The following is a 16,127-nucleotide window of genomic DNA, read 5'->3' as shown; positions in this document are numbered from 1 at the left end:
AAATGATTGACCGTGACTCACAAGATTTCGATTTTCGAGGTGAAAATCTTCAAGGTAGAGATTTCCAAGGTGAAAATTTTCAACCTTTTTATGTAAATTATCGGGATACGCGGATATTAGCTCAATTCCAGGGCGCTAACCTTATAGAAGTAAACTTTCAAGAGGCGAACCTTTATAGCGCACAATTCCAAGGAGCAGACCTTAGAAATGCTAATCTACAGTCAGCAATTCTTCGCGGTGCAGGATTTCAAGGGGCAGACCTTAGAGATGCCAATCTACAAAACGCAGACCTCCATGAAGCGAGCTTCAAAGGAGCAAAGCTTCATGGAGCTAATTTGATAGGATGCCAAGATTATAGTATTGCGAATTGGACTAATGCTGAATATGACAGCAAGACTCAGTTCCCTGATGGTTTTAATCCTTATAAATATGGGCTTATCAAAACACGTAGAAGAGGAGAGTCTGTCACTAGAAAATCTAAAGAACAGGTAACAGATGAACTACATACAAAAATTAATACTGCTTTAAGTGAAATTAAAAAATCTATTCAAAAGCGACAGGGACAAGAAAAGTTTCGGAACGCTTTAATTACATATTATGAGGGACGTTGCGCTATTAGTGGTTGTGAAGTTACAGGTGTACTAGAAGCAGCCCACGTTGAACCTTATTCTTTATCTAAAAACAATAATCCTAACAATGGGATACTGCTGAGAGCAGACTTACATACTCTTTTTGACCTGAATCTAATTGTTATTCATCCATACTCTAAGAAATTAGAGATTAAGCCTGCCTTGCTTTTAAATGAAGACTATAAAAAATTTCACGGAATAACTTTACCATCTTATCAAGATAATATTTGGTCGCCCGATGATTATTATCTTAAATGGCGACAGGATAATTATGAAAAATATATAGGACAATTTTTACGATAAAAACTTACTTAATGCATTTTTTTGAAAACTTAAATTTAAGGATATTTATTATATTATTCCGCCAATTATAGGCATTGCTTACCCTATAGTAAATTTGGTAAATAACTTTATCTGCTGTCATCCCCCTCTATACCAATCATCACAATAGCTGGCTTTGACAAGACTACCTAATTGCGTATAATTTCAAAGCGGCATTTATATAGTGACTATTTATTTAAAACCTTGAGCGCAACCACTGACATCGTCCAAAAACTCTGGAATCTCTGTCATGTCCTGCGGGACGATGGAATTACTTATCTCGATTATGTAACTGAATTAACCTACCTGCTATTCCTAAAGATGGCGCAGGAAACAGGGACAGAAAGCCAAATCCCAGAAGGTTGTCGCTGGGGTGATTTGGTGGTTAAGGATGGCATTGAGCAGATGAACTTTTACCGCGCCACCTTGTTAAATTTGGGTTCTAACACTACGCCACCACGGGTGCAGGCAATTTTCGCTAATGCCCAAACTGCCCTGAAAAAACCGCAAATTCTCAATAAACTAGTCAAAAGCATTGATGAACTGGACTGGTACTCCGCCAAGGAAGAAGGCTTAGGCGATTTGTACGAAGGGCTGTTAGAGAAGAACGCCAGTGAGAAAAAATCTGGGGCTGGGCAATATTTTACACCCCGTCCTTTGATTGATTGCATGGTGGAACTCATCAAACCCCAAGCTGGGGAACTGATAGAAGACCCCGCAGCTGGGACGGGTGGGTTTTTAATTGCGGCTGACCGCTATATCAAAAAGCACACCTATGATTTATTTGATTTAAGCGAAGCGGAACAATCATTCCAGCGCCATCAAGCATTCTACGGGATTGAGTTGGTGCAGGATGCCCATAGGCTTTTGTTAATGAATATGCTGCTACATGGCATTGAGGGGGCTGTGGATTTGGGCGATACTCTCGCCAGCGATGGGCAGCAGCTACCCAAGGCAAATGTGATTTTAACCAATCCCCCCTTCGGGACGAAAAAGGGCGGTGGACTGCCGACAAGGGATGATTTTACTTATCCTACTTCCAACAAGCAATTAGCTTTTTTACAACATATCTATCGCGGACTGTTGCCGGGAGGACGGGCGGCGGTGGTGTTACCTGATAATGTGCTGTTTGAAGATGGACAGGGGCGTAACATCCGCGCTGACTTGATGGATAAGTGTAACTTGCACACAATTTTGCGATTGCCCACAGGGATTTTCTACGCCCAAGGTGTCAAGACTAACGTGCTGTTTTTCCAACGAGGAACGACGGATAAGGGCAACACCAAGCAGGTATGGTTCTATGATATGAGAACTAATATGCCTGCTTTTGGTAAGCGGACTCCTTTAACTAAGGAACATTTTCTGCCGTTTGAGTCCGCTTACGGCGATGATTCCAATGGCGGAAGTCCCCGTGTTGACCAAGGAGAGTTGGGACGCTGGCGCTGCTTTAGGCGGGAGGATATTGCTAAACGCGGCGAAAACCTGGATATTACTTGGCTGCGGGATGAAAGTTTGCAGTCGGGGGATGATTTACCGGAACCGGATGTTATTGCTGCCGCTATTATGACGAAGTTGCAAACGGCGATGGAGGAGATGGAAGCTTTGACGGCGTTGCTGGAAGCGGAAGAAGCAACTGAGGAGGAAGCTGCGCTTTTAGAATGAAAACACAACCCGCAGTAATCAATTGTTATGACCCAAGCCTTATCAAAAATAGTTACCTTTGACGAATTTATTGCATGGCATCCCCAAAACTCTGGGGTACGCTACGAGCTGCACAATGGGGAAATTGTCGAAATGTCACAGCCCACGGGGAAGCATGAAAGGATAAAAGGATTTTCGGCGGCTGAATTGACTTTAGAATTTCGCCGATTAAATCTCCCCTACTTTATCCCTAATCAAGCAATAGTAAGACCACCGGAAAGAGAATCAGGTTATTTCCCTGATGTATTAATACTAAATGACGATGCTTTAGTTAATGAACCGCTTTGGGAAAAATCTTCTACTGTGACTCAGGGGACATCAATTCCTTTAGTGATTGAGGTGGTCAGTACTAATTGGCGCGATGATTATTATCTGAAGCTGGCTGATTATGAGGAGATGGGCATCCCCGAATATTGGATTGTTGATTATGCAGCATTGGGGGCTAGGAAGTTTATCGGTAATCCCAAACAACCTACTTTCTCAGTCTATCAATTAATTGATGGGGAATACCAAGTCACTCAGTTTCGGGGTAGCGATAAAATTATATCTCCTACTTTCCCTGAGTTAAATTTGACTGCGGAACAAGTTTTTAATGCAGGTAAATAAATATTCAATCCACTATATATAGGATAATCAGCTATGCACAGTATTAAGTTAACAAAGCGTATTGGGGCAGATGGAGTTTTACATTTAGATATCCCAGTGGGGATAACAGATAAAGAAGTGGAAATCATGGTGATTTATCAACCACTGGAAACAAAAACTCAGCAAAAAACACCGGAGCAACGGATCTGGATGCCTGGGTTTTTTGAAGAGGTAATTGGTGGTTGGGTCGGAGAACCTTTAGAACGACCAGAGCAGGGGAATTATGAAATTAGGGAGCAGTTATTTTGACTTATCTGCTGGATTCAAATGTCTGTATCCGCTTAATTAATAACAGCAGTCTGGCGGTAACAAATCGGCTGGCATCCCTACAACCAGACGATATTGTAATTTCTACGATTACCCAATTAGAACTTTATTATGGCGCTTACCGGAGCGTTCAATTAGAGAGAAATTTAGAGATATTGCAACGTTTTTTTAGTCAGTTTAATATTATACATTTAGATTCAGCCGCCGCAATCATAGCGGGAAGACTGAGGGCTGAGTTGGCTGCTAGTGGTACGCCGATTGGCCCTTATGATGTGCAGATTGCAGCTATTGCAATAGCAAATAATTTAATTTTGGTAACGCATAATACGCGGGAATTTGGGCGAGTTAATGGGTTGCAGATTGATGATTGGGAGGAAGAAAGGTGAGTTTTGATGAATTAGCTGAACTTCCGGAAGGTTGGGTGTGGGCAAAATTGGGAGAACTAGGACTTTTTATTAATGGTGACAGAGGCAAAAACTATCCAAATAAAAACGCTTTAGTTGAATCTGGCATACCTTTTATAAATGCGGGACATATTCAGGACGGAATAATAAAACTTTCTGAGATGAACTACATTACCGAGGAAAGTTTTAACTTATTAGGTAGTGGAAAAGTTAAACCTAACGACATTTTGTATTGTCTACGTGGTTCCTTAGGAAAAACAGCAATAGTTAAAAATATTACACAAGGTGCTATAGCTTCTTCTTTAGTTATTATTCGCCCTTGCAATTCCAGTAAGCATGAATATCTCTTTTACTACCTTATAAGTCCATTTGGTGATGCCGAAATTCGTAAATATGATAATGGTTCAGCACAACCCAATCTTTCTGCTCAAAGCGTAAAAAGTTATTCAATCCCCCTCCCCCCCCTCAACGAACAACGCCGGATAGTTGCGAAAATAGAGGCGCTCGCTGCTAGGAGTCAGCGAGTGAAGGAGGCGCTTCTTGATATCCCTCAACTCCTAGACCAGTTCCGTCAATCTGTCCTCGCCGCCGCCTTTCGTGGCGACCTCACTGCTGATTGGCGGGAGCAGAGCAGTAATGTTGAACCTGCTGAGGTTTTGTTGGAGAGGATTCGTGCAGAACGTCGCCGCCGTTGGGAAGAATCGGAATTAGAGAAAATGAAGGCGAGTGGTAAAACGCCGAAGGATGATAAATGGAAGGGTAAATATATTGAACCTGAAGCAGTTAGTAATGAGGAATTGCCCGAAATACCTGAAGGATGGATTTGGACTGATATCAATAATATTTCTTTTGTAGTTCGTGGTGCTTCTCCACGACCTGCGGGTGATCCAAAATATTTTGGTGGAAATATACCTTGGATTACAGTTGCCGAAATTACTAAGGATGATGAGATATATTTAACACAAACCTCTGGATTTGTAACTGCAGAAGGTTGCAAAGCTAGTAGATTTATTGAACCTGGAACTTTTTTGCTAACTAATAGTGGAGCTACTCTTGGTGTACCGAAAATTACTAAAATTGGAGGATGTATTAATGACGGTTCAGTAGCTTTATTGTTTGTTAATGGAGAAATTCAGATTTATCTCTACTATTTTTTAACAAGTTTGACTCAAACTTTAAGGAAAATAAATCAGGGTGCTGCTCAACCTAATTTAAACACAGAAATTGTTCGTAATATTAAAATTCCAATACCCCCACAGGAAGAACTGCAAGTAATTATAAAGCTATTAAAACATCAACTTTCAACAGTATCAGAATTAAAAACTTTGGTAAACAACAAATTGGAGTTAGCGGTAACACTTGATCAATCAATTTTAGCCAAAGCCTTTCGCGGCGAACTCGTCCCCCAAGACCCCAACGACGAACCTGCATCCGTCCTGCTAGAACGCATCCGCGAAGAACGTGCCAAACTCCAGACCAAAACTGCTAAAAAATCCACCACCAAAACCAGCGCACGACGCACCAAAAAAACTCACCCGCAAGAAGAAGAATCGGTGCAGTTAGAACTGGGGTTGGAATAGTTGGCGATTTTCAACCCAATTTTTCGATAACCTTCCAGCCCACACTGTATCACTCCAGCTTTTTTATTGGGAGATGCGATCGCCCAAGCTAATCATCATTCAAATTGTATCGGTGCGTGCTTATGAGGCTGAGGATTATGCAACAAATGACTCCTGAGCTTACCACTCTCGCCATAAAAATACCCCCATGAATATGAAGGGGGCTTTTGATGTGGTTCATATTTCTTCAAAGAAATGAAGAGGATAATTCAAGTTCAGTATAAGGAGTTCTGTATATCTGCCCCATAGTAGCAACTAAGAACGTCAATGCTAAGGGCGATCGCTGATTCTTCAAAATTGCTTCACAAGAACTGATCAATATACTTATTTTTCCACCGGGGCGATCGCTATTGTGCAAGGGAACAAGATGCGATCGCACTTTTTAAGCAGCTATTGAAGCTACCCAAACCAGTGATACCACGAAGCGTTGAGTACATGGAAGTTGAGGAGTGCGATCACGATTTTTAGCTTTTTGAGTACGCAAAAATCTGAATATTCAAAAACTTAATGTTTCTGATGAAGTTACTAAACTAACGACATCCAACTTTTAGCTTTTTGAGTACGCAAAAATCCGAATATTCAAATACTTGATGTTTCTGCTGAAGTTGCTAAACTAATGACATCCAACTTTTAGCTTTTTGAGTACGCAAAAATCCGAATATTCAAATACTTAAATATTCAAGTTTTCAGCGATTTAAATATTCACACCTTGGAACAAAGACATGATTATCACAGTTGCCTCATTTAAAGGAGGCGTTGGGAAAACGACAACAGCTGTTCACTTAGCTACTTATTTACAAACCTTGGGTGAAACACTTCTGATAGATGGCGACCCCAATCGTTCTGCTAGTGGTTGGGCAAAGCGAGGTGATTTACCTTTCAAAGTGATTGATGAGCGACAGGCGGCGAAGTTTGCTAAAAATTATCAGCACATTGTCATCGACACCCAAGCTAGACCAGAGCAAGAAGATTTAGAAGCTTTAGCAGAAGGTTGTGATTTACTCATTCTTCCCACTACCCCTGATGCTTTATCTCTTGATGCTTTGATGCAAACCGTCAATGTCCTCAAGTCTCTAGGGGCTAATCAATATCGTATCCTCATCACTCGAGTTCCACCTAAACCGCGACGGGATGGAGAGGAAGCAAGGGAAATGTTGACTGAGGCTGGATTACCTGTATTTAAGGGGAGTATCCGCGATGCAGTTGCTTTTCAAAAAGCGGCGTTAGCTGGTGTGCCAGTTAATAAAGTCGGTGACCAACGGGCCAAGATTGCATGGCGGGATTACCAAAGTATCGGTATTGAGGTGATGAAATGAGTAGTAAGTTCAAAGGTCTTTTGGATGCAGTCAAGGGTCGTGAACCTGAACCGGAGCCAGAACAACCAAGCCAGGAGCCAAAAACTCAATTAAGTGAAGCTCAACAGTCTCTTGAGTTACAGCCCGAGACAGTTGCTGAACCTCAAAGCGAAGCAAAACGGGGACGACCCAAAGGCAAACGCTCTGACTCCAATTACGAACAGGTGACGGCTTACATCCGCAAGGATACACACACAGCAGTCAAAATTGAACTGCTTAAAGAAAGTCAAAACGGTCAAAAGCGAGAGTTTAGCGAGCTAATTCAAGAACTACTAGACGAGTGGCTAAAATCGCGTAGTTGAATTTTTGCGTACTTAAAAACTTAAAAATTTGAATACTTAAACAGTTGCTGAATTTGAACATGATTGTGATATATGATGTAGTGTCAGGCATCAATCTCTAACGCACCAAAAATACTGCACCGTCACACCATTTTTACAATTTCAGGTACGCAAAAAGCTGAAAGTTTAAATATTTAAAATGGTGGAGAATCTGGTAGAACAGTAGGAGCGCCTAACATAGGCTTTAATCAATGCCTTATTCTCAATTACGAGAATTTTATTTATGGAATTTGGCATTAGTAAGTAAAAATTAAGCAATGGCATTTTCTTATTTACTCAAAAGGGTGATTTACATGCCTTTCAAGAGCCATTATCTCGCACCTTTCTTGCTCGGTAATGCCTCTCAGAATTTACTTAAACTTTAGCCTCTGGCAAGGAAGACTTGATGGAACTACGAATGAGAGTGACTAAAGTAACTGTTGAAATAGGACTATTGTCATATTTATTTTTTTGTAGAGGTCGGTTAAATTGAATTTACCCAAATTACAAAATTGTAATTTAAAAAGTAGGCAAACTGTTATTTTGAAGTGGGTTAATCAAAATGTTAATAACATTAGTTTTCGAGATTGATCGTCATGAAGATTTCTATTCAATTTCTTCATTTGAGGCAGCATCTAATAATCTAATCCATGAGAGAAAGACAGATGTATTAAGCTATCTAACAATTCTGTAGCAGTGGACTGACAAAAGTTCTGCGTGTGGATGCCGAACTGTTACCAGTCCGCTTACAAATAAAGTCAAGAAGGCATTGAGTTAGGTCGAGGGGGAGTATTATCTCCCGCCCCTCCCGTTTAGAACCGGACGTGCGCGTTTTCCGTGCATCCAGCTCCCGACAATCTTAGGTATTTCCTTTGCTCATGTGGATAATTTGATGACAGGATTGGTGTACAACCGTAAGGTTGTTGAGCTTCCAGTTGTGATGATTCCTATCTATGTGGTGTAGATTTATATCTTCACCGTCTGCAAATTTAAGTTTGCAGTGTCCACATGGGGTAGATATAGCATGGCTGAAACTGTCACTATACCCAAAAGATTTCAGGGTCTGGAAGCATAACCGAGTCTTTAAATATCTGAAACCCTTATTGTTGCGTTACTGGATTGTCAGTAAGTCCTAACATTGGAAGTATAACTTGTCCTTTGACTCAAAATGGAAGCATAAAGCTATGCGTAAGTCCCAAAATTTTGCATCCTTTAAACCCAATAAAAACGTTGGACAAACACTGGATAAATTTTATACACCTTTACCTCGCTTAAGTTTGGGGCTTAGAACGATAATTTGTCCGGAACGCGATTGGAAGCATAAGATGTCTTTTACTGCCAAGTTATCCTTCCAGTGACACCATACTTTACAAGCGATCGCATTCAATTGTTTCAAATACGCTTCTGTCATAGGTTCTGTGCTGCAGCCACTTTATCCTTTAAAAACGGTCACTTTATCGGTTCTTGGCAACTTTTGGTGATCGCTTGTTGGGGAAAGGCAGAGGGTTATTTTCACTATGCAAGAGTAAACAACATTTACAACTCGAGTTATGCCAGAACTTTCAAATTCTTCTAGGACAATTCAAAAAGCGACTTATGTTCCTCTAAAGATGGAAAATACAAGGCGGGACGTTGGCAATGCAGTCCTAAAGTTTGGATTCGTTCGCCAACTAGCTCTACAGATGGGAGAAGTAGACATGGTTCGGTCTGATACCAACATAGAGGATGCATTCTCTCTGGCATTAGATGAAGATAAATCACTATGGACTATACTTCAAGCTTTTGAGGGTTCACCACTATCCTCTAAGCTTCCTTCCCCAAGTGTCTTTGCCACTGTACCGCACAACACCTTGATTGCGTTCGGTAATGCATTAGCTGCTTTACGTCAGCAAACAGTTGATAACCTACAGATGCCAGAAACTGCTGTGTCAACATTGGTTTCAGAGCCGTTATCAAGTGATTTAATATCTCTTCCAACCACTATAAGGACAGAAGCTACAAATAATCTAGAACTCGGTCGGGCTTTAACCCTGCTTAATTCCAGCATTATCTCGACGAAAAGTTTTGCTGCCAACGTTACTGCAACACCGATCGGGATGCTTAATCTCGAACGTTTAGAAATGACACCAGCAGGAATTGAGCGAGGGGAATTAATCGCTACAATTCCCCTCGCTCCTGGTGAACAAACAGCAGTAGTGCAGAAGGAATGGTCAGTCACCAGCCAGGAATTTACGTCTATTGTGACTGATTCATTAGATAATTACAGTGAGACTGGCGTCACCGAGAATACTGAGCTTTCTCAAGCCACTAATTCTCAGACTACACACAGCAATCAGTTCAACATTACTTCCAATACTTCAGGCGGAATTGGTTTTGTCACGGAATCCATCGCAGCTTCATTCGGCATACAAGACCAAACCTCTGCCTCAGCTGCTGATAGCCGTAAACACGCAAAGAACACTACCAGTAAAGCGTCTGCACGAGTAAAGCAATCACATAAAGTAACGATATCGACCTCTACAGTTTCTGGGAGTTCAGAAACCTCCACTCGAATGTTGAAAAACACAAGCACGACCGACCCGATCCGCATTGACTACTTCAGTATGATGCGAAAATGGCATGTTGGTCTTTACCGTTACGGGCTGAGGCTAACCTACGATATCGTTATTCCTGAACCGGGAGCAACACTTCGTAAAGTGTTTGCTAGGCTAGATGAATTGCAGAAAGCGCTTGGACAAAGTTTTGTTTTTTCATTATATTATTCAGACATCAATGAAGGTACTTACCAAGACCTTGCTAGCCAATATAGAGCGCAAGTACCACCGCCGCCAATACCTGAATTGGTGCAGACAATTGGTGGACAGATTCCCGGACTAACAAACAATGATAACGATCAAAGTTTTCACTTTAATCAACTGAATTTCACGGTGCCTGAAGGCTATGCAATTACGAATGTGACAATGGAGATTTTCCTCAGTAACGTTGATAACACACGTCCCTTCTACGTCTTTGGCAGTCCAGTGAATACGGATCTTCATCCCCATGAACCAAGCCGAACCGTTAATCTAAATAAATTTATGCAGGGCTTACAAGGTAGCCAAGTCATCACCTACTTTGTCCAGAATGCTGGTGCTGGTGCGGTAACGTTTACCATTACCCAGCATTTGACAGCCCAGGCTTATGAACAGTGGGTGGCAACAGTCTGGAATGCACTCTTCAATGCAGCTCAGACCAAGTACTATACCCGACAACAGGCGCTAAGTAATGAAATTGCAGCCCTAAATGATCAAATTGCCAGGGTTGATACATTAACCCTTCGGCGTGAGGAAAATGATGAAATTATGAAGGGGGTACTGCATTGGCTGCTTGGTCCGACATTTGACTTTATGCCATCAGAAGTCACCACTTTATTTAACAGGAATGGCAATGACCTTACACATGGCATCGCTTTCACTAGTAATGATTTAGGGTTGACTGCATCTTCTTGGATCACCATGATGCAATACCAGGAAATGGTGAAGTTTATAAACGAGGCAATTGAGTGGGAAAACGTTATCTATTTTCCTTATTCTTACTTCTGGGACGTACCACAAAGCTGGGACTTTATCCGTACCATTCGTTACCCTGATGCAACACGACAAGCATTTTTACGCGCTGGCAGTGCCCGTGTTGTTCTAACGGTGCGTAAAGGCTTTGAAGAAGCATGGATGTCATTCGTGGAGTTAGGTGATTTCGGTTTACTGCTTCCGCCCGGTCATCCTTACCTAACTATTGCTCAAGAGATTGCAGCCTATGATAGAACTAATTATCCGGGAATCCCACCTGCTAATCCGAATGGTGGATCTTTAATTGGCGATGGTAGCTCAGTTGCAACCACGTCAGAAGATCGACTTGAACCCAGTACAAGCCCAATTACGCTCACAGTTGTATCTAGCGTGGGCTTCGTCGTAGGTTATTCAGTGATTATTGATAGTTATGCATCTAGGGTACAAGAAACACAAACTATTGTTTCAGTGCCTGATAATACGCACATCACTGTGACTGGACTCTCCCATACCCATGATGGATCTGAAACGCCATTTCCATTGATGCAAACTGGTGAAAAGGGGTTGCTAATCGCAGAGTGGTTTGAGTACACACCTAGTTCTGGCACTGATATTGCGGTGACGAGTAATTTGGCGACGATAGCGTAACTTACAATAATCTCAGATGTGATGTACCCAAGTGCGACCGCACGCAACACGTCGTTCTACTCTCCAATACTAAGGAAACTCTGGCTATGGCAGCAGCGACAACCTTTTTTGGCATTGTTGATCTGATCCGAAAGGCAGAGGATGCGCTGATCAGGAAAGCAGGACAGACGAATCCTCTAGATAGAGCTTGTACTTTACGGGGGATATATTATGGAACCGATTGGAGTCTTGACTATAAAATCGAAAGCAAACGTAGCGAAGCTGGAGCCCGAGTTCGTAACTTTGGTTTTTTAGCTTATACGGGCGGAAATCTACCAGCTGACCCCCGTCCAGCATTGGGAGCGGGACTCTTCAATGATCTACAGGAAAGCCAAAGTATTCATGACCGCGGACGTAACATTGATATTGGTCATGTTCTGATAGGTCTTGAAACGCGTGCCAGTCAAAAGATGCGCGAAGTTCATCTCGCTGGACAAGGCGGCACTGGCATCGAAGTTGTTACTTGGCTTGGCGATCTTGGTGGAGGTGTTGCGAGTCTGGCTCGTCGACGTGCATCAGCACCGCCTACTAGGCTTCCATCGGTTGAGATTATCTTCAACAACTCTACCTCTGACTATGGAGTAATGGACAACCTTGAGGGCGATGTGGGCGGGTATCTTATCGCTTGCGGGACTTCTCCTGGCGGAGCGCCGATATTTCTAGGAGGGAAGGGCATTGCTGATGCCCTTTCCGACTATCTACCTTTAACTTCGACGTCACAGTGGTCGACACGGGCCTCCCGTTTTGCCACTGCACTAGGGGCTAAGGTGTCTACAGCAGGGATTATCAATATAACTACGATAGTCGATCAGCTAACACCCAAACTTTACGATTTCGCAGTCTGGTATGCCGCGACACGCTGGGTTCCTTCCGGCGAACTGCTAGGTAACGCAGCAGTGAATGCGTGCAAACACATGAAAGGTGCGGCTCGCGAGGTAGCTACAGTCTTCGTCAACACATTATCGAAATCGATTGCTAGTCCGTCGCTTCCGATTCAAGCATCAAGACCATTTCCAGCACCTACCGCAGTTGGTAGCTGCGACAGTAATCTTTTAAAGGCAGCTTCTGTTGATGTCTCCAACGTACGCAAGCAACTAGATGACTGGCGAAAGGAACTCGGCAGTCTATTTCAGTAAGAGAAGAATTCTGGGCAAAAGTAGCGAATGTGACATGCTTCGCTATGTAAAGCCCGAAAAGAAGAGTATGCTTTGAATCATAATGGGAGAAAAATTTTGATCCATAAATTAGAAAAGAGTGTCACTTAAAGGATAAAGTGACCGTTTTAAAAGGATAAAATGGCCGCAGAACAGAACCTATGACAGAAGCGTATTTGAAATAATTGAATGCGATCACTTGTAAAGTATGGCGAAAATAGGACAACGCAAAAATAAGTATTTCAGGTTTTAAGGGCGGCCACTTTATCCTTTAATTCCGGCCATCTTTTCCTTTAAGTGACACTCAAATTAAAGGATAAGCTTGCCATCGCGGCAATCTTTTACTTTAAGTCACAGTGATTTGTGTCACTATACCCAAGAGAAAAAGCCATTGCGATCGCGAAGCCAAATTGACTCATCCTTTGATATCCAACTTTAGGTGGAGATAGTTTGATTGATGCTTATCTTTTAGCAATCCGAACTTTCTGCCGATAGCTTTCCCTGGGTGAATTTCCTACTATAAACACATCAAGCGAAACGAAAAGCGCAGCGGAAATAACCAAGATAAAACAAATTATAACTCCCGGTTCGCTCACTTTTTTTGGAGTTCGAGAAATTGCCGAACAACAGAAAATCTAGGTGTAGTAATAGTTTTAACGATTTCCCTCAATTTACCTTGAACTACCACCCAACTCTAAAAACTCTATTTTTATGCGATCGCGCAAAGTCGATCCGAAAGTACATTTGTATTATAGGCTGGAACCCCTATTAAATCGTTCAGTTTTTTTTCTAACTCAATTTAAAATGGGCGAACCGGGAGTTATTAGTTAATTCTCAATAATATTCAAAATCTCACAAACACTCGTTAATCTAACGTGATTGTGAGATTTATTTGCTTAATTCCTCTGGGAAGATGGCTTAAAAGCGATCGCTTCTCACAGTTAAAGAAGCATAATTAAATATATTTATGTATCCAAATACACTAAATTGTCTAACATTGCTACATATTCAGCAACAAAAACGACTAGTTGCTGGAATGGTACTGTAAGCCTCATCGCCAAGAGATTTGCTCAACATAAAACCGTCAGGTTTACCTTTGAGATTGAAAATATGAGAAAAAAGGCGTAAAATTCCAAATTAAACAAAGCACTTATCAATGCTTGCCCACGCCCTAAATTTAATTTATACCCTCAAAGAATTGATACCGATGCAGGAGCAAGGGCAAGAGTTAGTACTTCAGCAAAACTCATCCCTTTAACACCCAAGTTACCAAGATCGCCCTAAAAATGGTAATCTCCTTCCTAAGCGACCCTAACCTCAAGGTCAGGAGATCGCCCCCACGATCCGGAGCTTTATCGCCAACCATATACGAGTGCTGTATCCAATTTCCTTGGATGAAGATACCATTGCCAATATGGGATCGTCTTGTGATGTTTTCTGGCTATCGTATGAGTCACCCAAAAAAGTGAGATCGCTTATAATCTTACAAGTGACTTATGACTGCACCAAAGATATTGGCAACTTGAATCATACTTTACGCTTTTTTTAGTCAGCCTTGACATCTCAACTTATCCTATAGATATAATTAGGTAACAAATAAAAATCAAAAAACCACAATTAAATAAACTAAACCTAAGCCGGGGAGTTACATCCCCGGCTTTTTTGGTAAATCTACCTTTTACCGAATTAATCTCAAATCGATTGAGGGTTTTAGCGTCATAAATACCTGTGACAAATATTTATGACATTACCAGAGTTTAGTTACGTTAATTCCCTAATAATTGCCAGGTTTTTTGAGTTTTTATTAGTCCATTAATTGAGAGGTAAAACGGTAAATTCTATGGCACTCTGTTTATTATAAACTGTCATAAACTGGAGGTTTATTTAGCAAGCTTGATTAAAATAATTCTCGCTAATTTCATACCTAAAAAATGGAGAAAGTTGATGTTTACTAATTTTAATCTTGGAGATTTATGCCGATTAATTATGTCATGACCACTTTTATTAGCAAACAAGAAATAAACTAGGAGCTTCAATTATGAGCATTATCCCATCAAATCCCACAACGCTTTTTGATGTTTACCAACTTTATTGTATATTCCTGAAATTACTATACAGTGATAGAAAATATGATGTGACGGCAGGTATTCGCACTGCATTAATTCGCTATACCCTACCCAAATTTGGCTTCCCTTTACCCTCACGCAATAAGCTAAATGCTGAGCAGGTAAATGCTGGATTAGAGTTTATGAAAAAAGTGCCTATATCGGAATTAAATAACGCGCTTGACTATCAACAAGAAGTTTTTGATTCTCTTGGTGATGTTAAGAGTGAGCGAAATTATCGCTTTCATCTCAACAAGATGGTTACTTGGTGCCATAACCAATCTTGGTGGAAAATTGCCAAGAAAGCAGATGCAGAAAATTATTGCCCCCCCATCCGCCTGCTAAGAGGTCGGGTTAGCGATAAAGTTCGCGTCACTTCTAAGAACATGACACCCAAATCTAGCAATTTTACTTATGGCTTAAAACCTGCGGAAATCTCAACCCAGTTACAACAAGAGTTAGACAGTTTTTTAAATTTTCAGACAACAATTGTTGGCAGTCGCAAACGTCAAGATGCCCCTTTACGTACTCGCAGCGCGATGGCTCACGTTAATAATGCTAAACGAATGTTGGGATGGCTCCATCGATTTAAGGGTGTCCCTGTTGAGCAATTGAGTTTAAAACTACTTGTGATTGGTAGTGGTCTGACTCTCGATGGACAGCGAGATGAAAATGTCATTGATAAGGTCATTGATTTGAGTGATGAACATTTACAGTGGCTTAGAGAGGTTCGAGGAGCTTCACCTAATACTGAATTAAAATGTGTTGAATCGTTGGTTGCTGTAGCCAAATTTTTGTATCACAAGGAATCTAAATACCAATCCCGTGAGCAAGTTGCTAGCAAACGTGTGGGATATAGGGACATTCCCATCATTGAGGAATTACGGCGACTTGAGTGTGAAGTGATGGCACGAGTTAATACCACACCTCGCTGCTCTGATGAGTCAAAAAAATGGGTTGATTGGCCCACTTTTAAAGCCTGTATCCTGCGTTTGATTGAAGAATGCGCTCCCCTCGACAAAAAGGGTAAAAAGCGCAGTCAGCGTGTTATTGCCCAAAGTCATCAAGTGGCTTTGATTTGTCTGCTTTTGAGTGCTTTTCCAGATAGGTCGAGAACTATCCGGGAGTTAGAGGTAGGTAGGACTTTAGTTAATCGCGATGGCAAATGGTTTGTTGAACATACTGCGGAGGATTTTAAGACGGGAAACTCTTTTTGTAAGAATGGGCAGAAACGAATTGTAGAACTTCCAGAAGCTTTATATCCTCGACTGGAGGAATGGTTATCAAAGTGGCGGTCAGTTTTTCAGCCAAATCATTCCTATGTCTTTACACAAGTGAATGGTAAACCACTGACAGACGGCTCTCTCTATCAATA

Annotated in this window: 12 protein-coding genes; 11 read left to right on the top strand and 1 reads right to left on the bottom strand. The window is 41.5% G+C overall.

What is annotated here, in order from left to right; genetic code table 11:
• Window positions 1-2: 2 nt before the first annotated feature.
• The 8 genes from AACU25_RS36315 to AACU25_RS36280 all read left to right on the top strand — a co-directional run bounded on the left by AACU25_RS36315 (window position 3) and on the right by AACU25_RS36280 (window position 7,243).
• On the top strand, window positions 3-932 hold the full coding sequence (locus AACU25_RS36315; protein WP_199347456.1) for a pentapeptide repeat-containing protein: 930 nt from the start codon (window positions 3-5) through the stop codon (window positions 930-932).
• Between the two features lie 171 nt (window positions 933-1,103).
• Entirely contained in the window at window positions 1,104-2,612 is a 1,509-nt protein-coding gene (locus AACU25_RS36310; protein WP_339382136.1) for a class I SAM-dependent DNA methyltransferase, read from the top strand.
• A 27-nt stretch (window positions 2,613-2,639) separates the two neighbouring features.
• A complete protein-coding gene (locus tag AACU25_RS36305) occupies window positions 2,640-3,257 on the top strand; it encodes a Uma2 family endonuclease (protein ID WP_096585491.1) in 618 nt (205 codons plus the stop codon).
• Between the two features lie 33 nt (window positions 3,258-3,290).
• A complete protein-coding gene (locus tag AACU25_RS36300) occupies window positions 3,291-3,545 on the top strand; it encodes a hypothetical protein (protein ID WP_096585488.1) in 255 nt (84 codons plus the stop codon).
• Entirely contained in the window at window positions 3,542-3,949 is a 408-nt protein-coding gene (gene vapC, locus AACU25_RS36295; protein ID WP_096585485.1) for a type II toxin-antitoxin system tRNA(fMet)-specific endonuclease VapC, read from the top strand. Before AACU25_RS36300 ends, vapC begins: the two co-directional genes overlap by 4 nt.
• Complete coding sequence (locus tag AACU25_RS36290; protein WP_199347457.1) at window positions 3,946-5,547, top strand: restriction endonuclease subunit S; 1,602 nt, start codon at window positions 3,946-3,948, stop codon at window positions 5,545-5,547. The genes vapC and AACU25_RS36290 overlap by 4 nt, the downstream gene beginning before the upstream one ends.
• Window positions 5,548-6,308: 761 nt before the next feature.
• Window positions 6,309-6,902 carry a ParA family protein gene (locus tag AACU25_RS36285; RefSeq protein ID WP_096585479.1) on the top strand — a complete coding sequence of 198 codons (594 nt, stop codon included), beginning with the start codon at window positions 6,309-6,311 and terminating at the stop codon, window positions 6,900-6,902.
• Window positions 6,899-7,243 carry a hypothetical protein gene (locus tag AACU25_RS36280; protein ID WP_096585476.1) on the top strand — a complete coding sequence of 115 codons (345 nt, stop codon included), beginning with the start codon at window positions 6,899-6,901 and terminating at the stop codon, window positions 7,241-7,243. The genes AACU25_RS36285 and AACU25_RS36280 overlap by 4 nt, the downstream gene beginning before the upstream one ends.
• Before the next feature lie 1,270 nt (window positions 7,244-8,513).
• Here the strand turns inward: AACU25_RS36280 and AACU25_RS36275 are convergent.
• A complete protein-coding gene (locus AACU25_RS36275) occupies window positions 8,514-8,672 on the bottom strand; it encodes a hypothetical protein (protein ID WP_190445936.1) in 159 nt (52 codons plus the stop codon).
• Window positions 8,673-8,811: 139 nt separating this feature from the next.
• On the opposite strand from AACU25_RS36275, the gene AACU25_RS36270 reads away from it, so the two are divergent.
• From AACU25_RS36270 to AACU25_RS36260, 3 genes are all read left to right on the top strand, one after another.
• Window positions 8,812-11,454, top strand: coding sequence for a hypothetical protein (locus AACU25_RS36270; protein WP_096585473.1), 2,643 nt, complete (start codon window positions 8,812-8,814; stop codon window positions 11,452-11,454).
• A gap of 86 nt (window positions 11,455-11,540) precedes the next feature.
• A complete protein-coding gene (locus AACU25_RS36265) occupies window positions 11,541-12,629 on the top strand; it encodes a hypothetical protein (protein ID WP_096585470.1) in 1,089 nt (362 codons plus the stop codon).
• 2,056 nt (window positions 12,630-14,685) lie between these two features.
• The coding region (locus AACU25_RS36260; RefSeq protein WP_339382134.1) for a site-specific integrase at window positions 14,686-16,127 on the top strand (1,442 nt) is incomplete at its 3' end.

Source organism: Tolypothrix tenuis PCC 7101 (assembly GCF_963874875.1).
GTDB lineage: Bacteria > Cyanobacteriota > Cyanobacteriia > Cyanobacteriales > Nostocaceae > Aulosira > Aulosira tenue.
The sequence above is the reverse complement of the archived record's forward strand: the minus strand, read 5'-3'. Positions and strand labels throughout refer to the sequence as shown.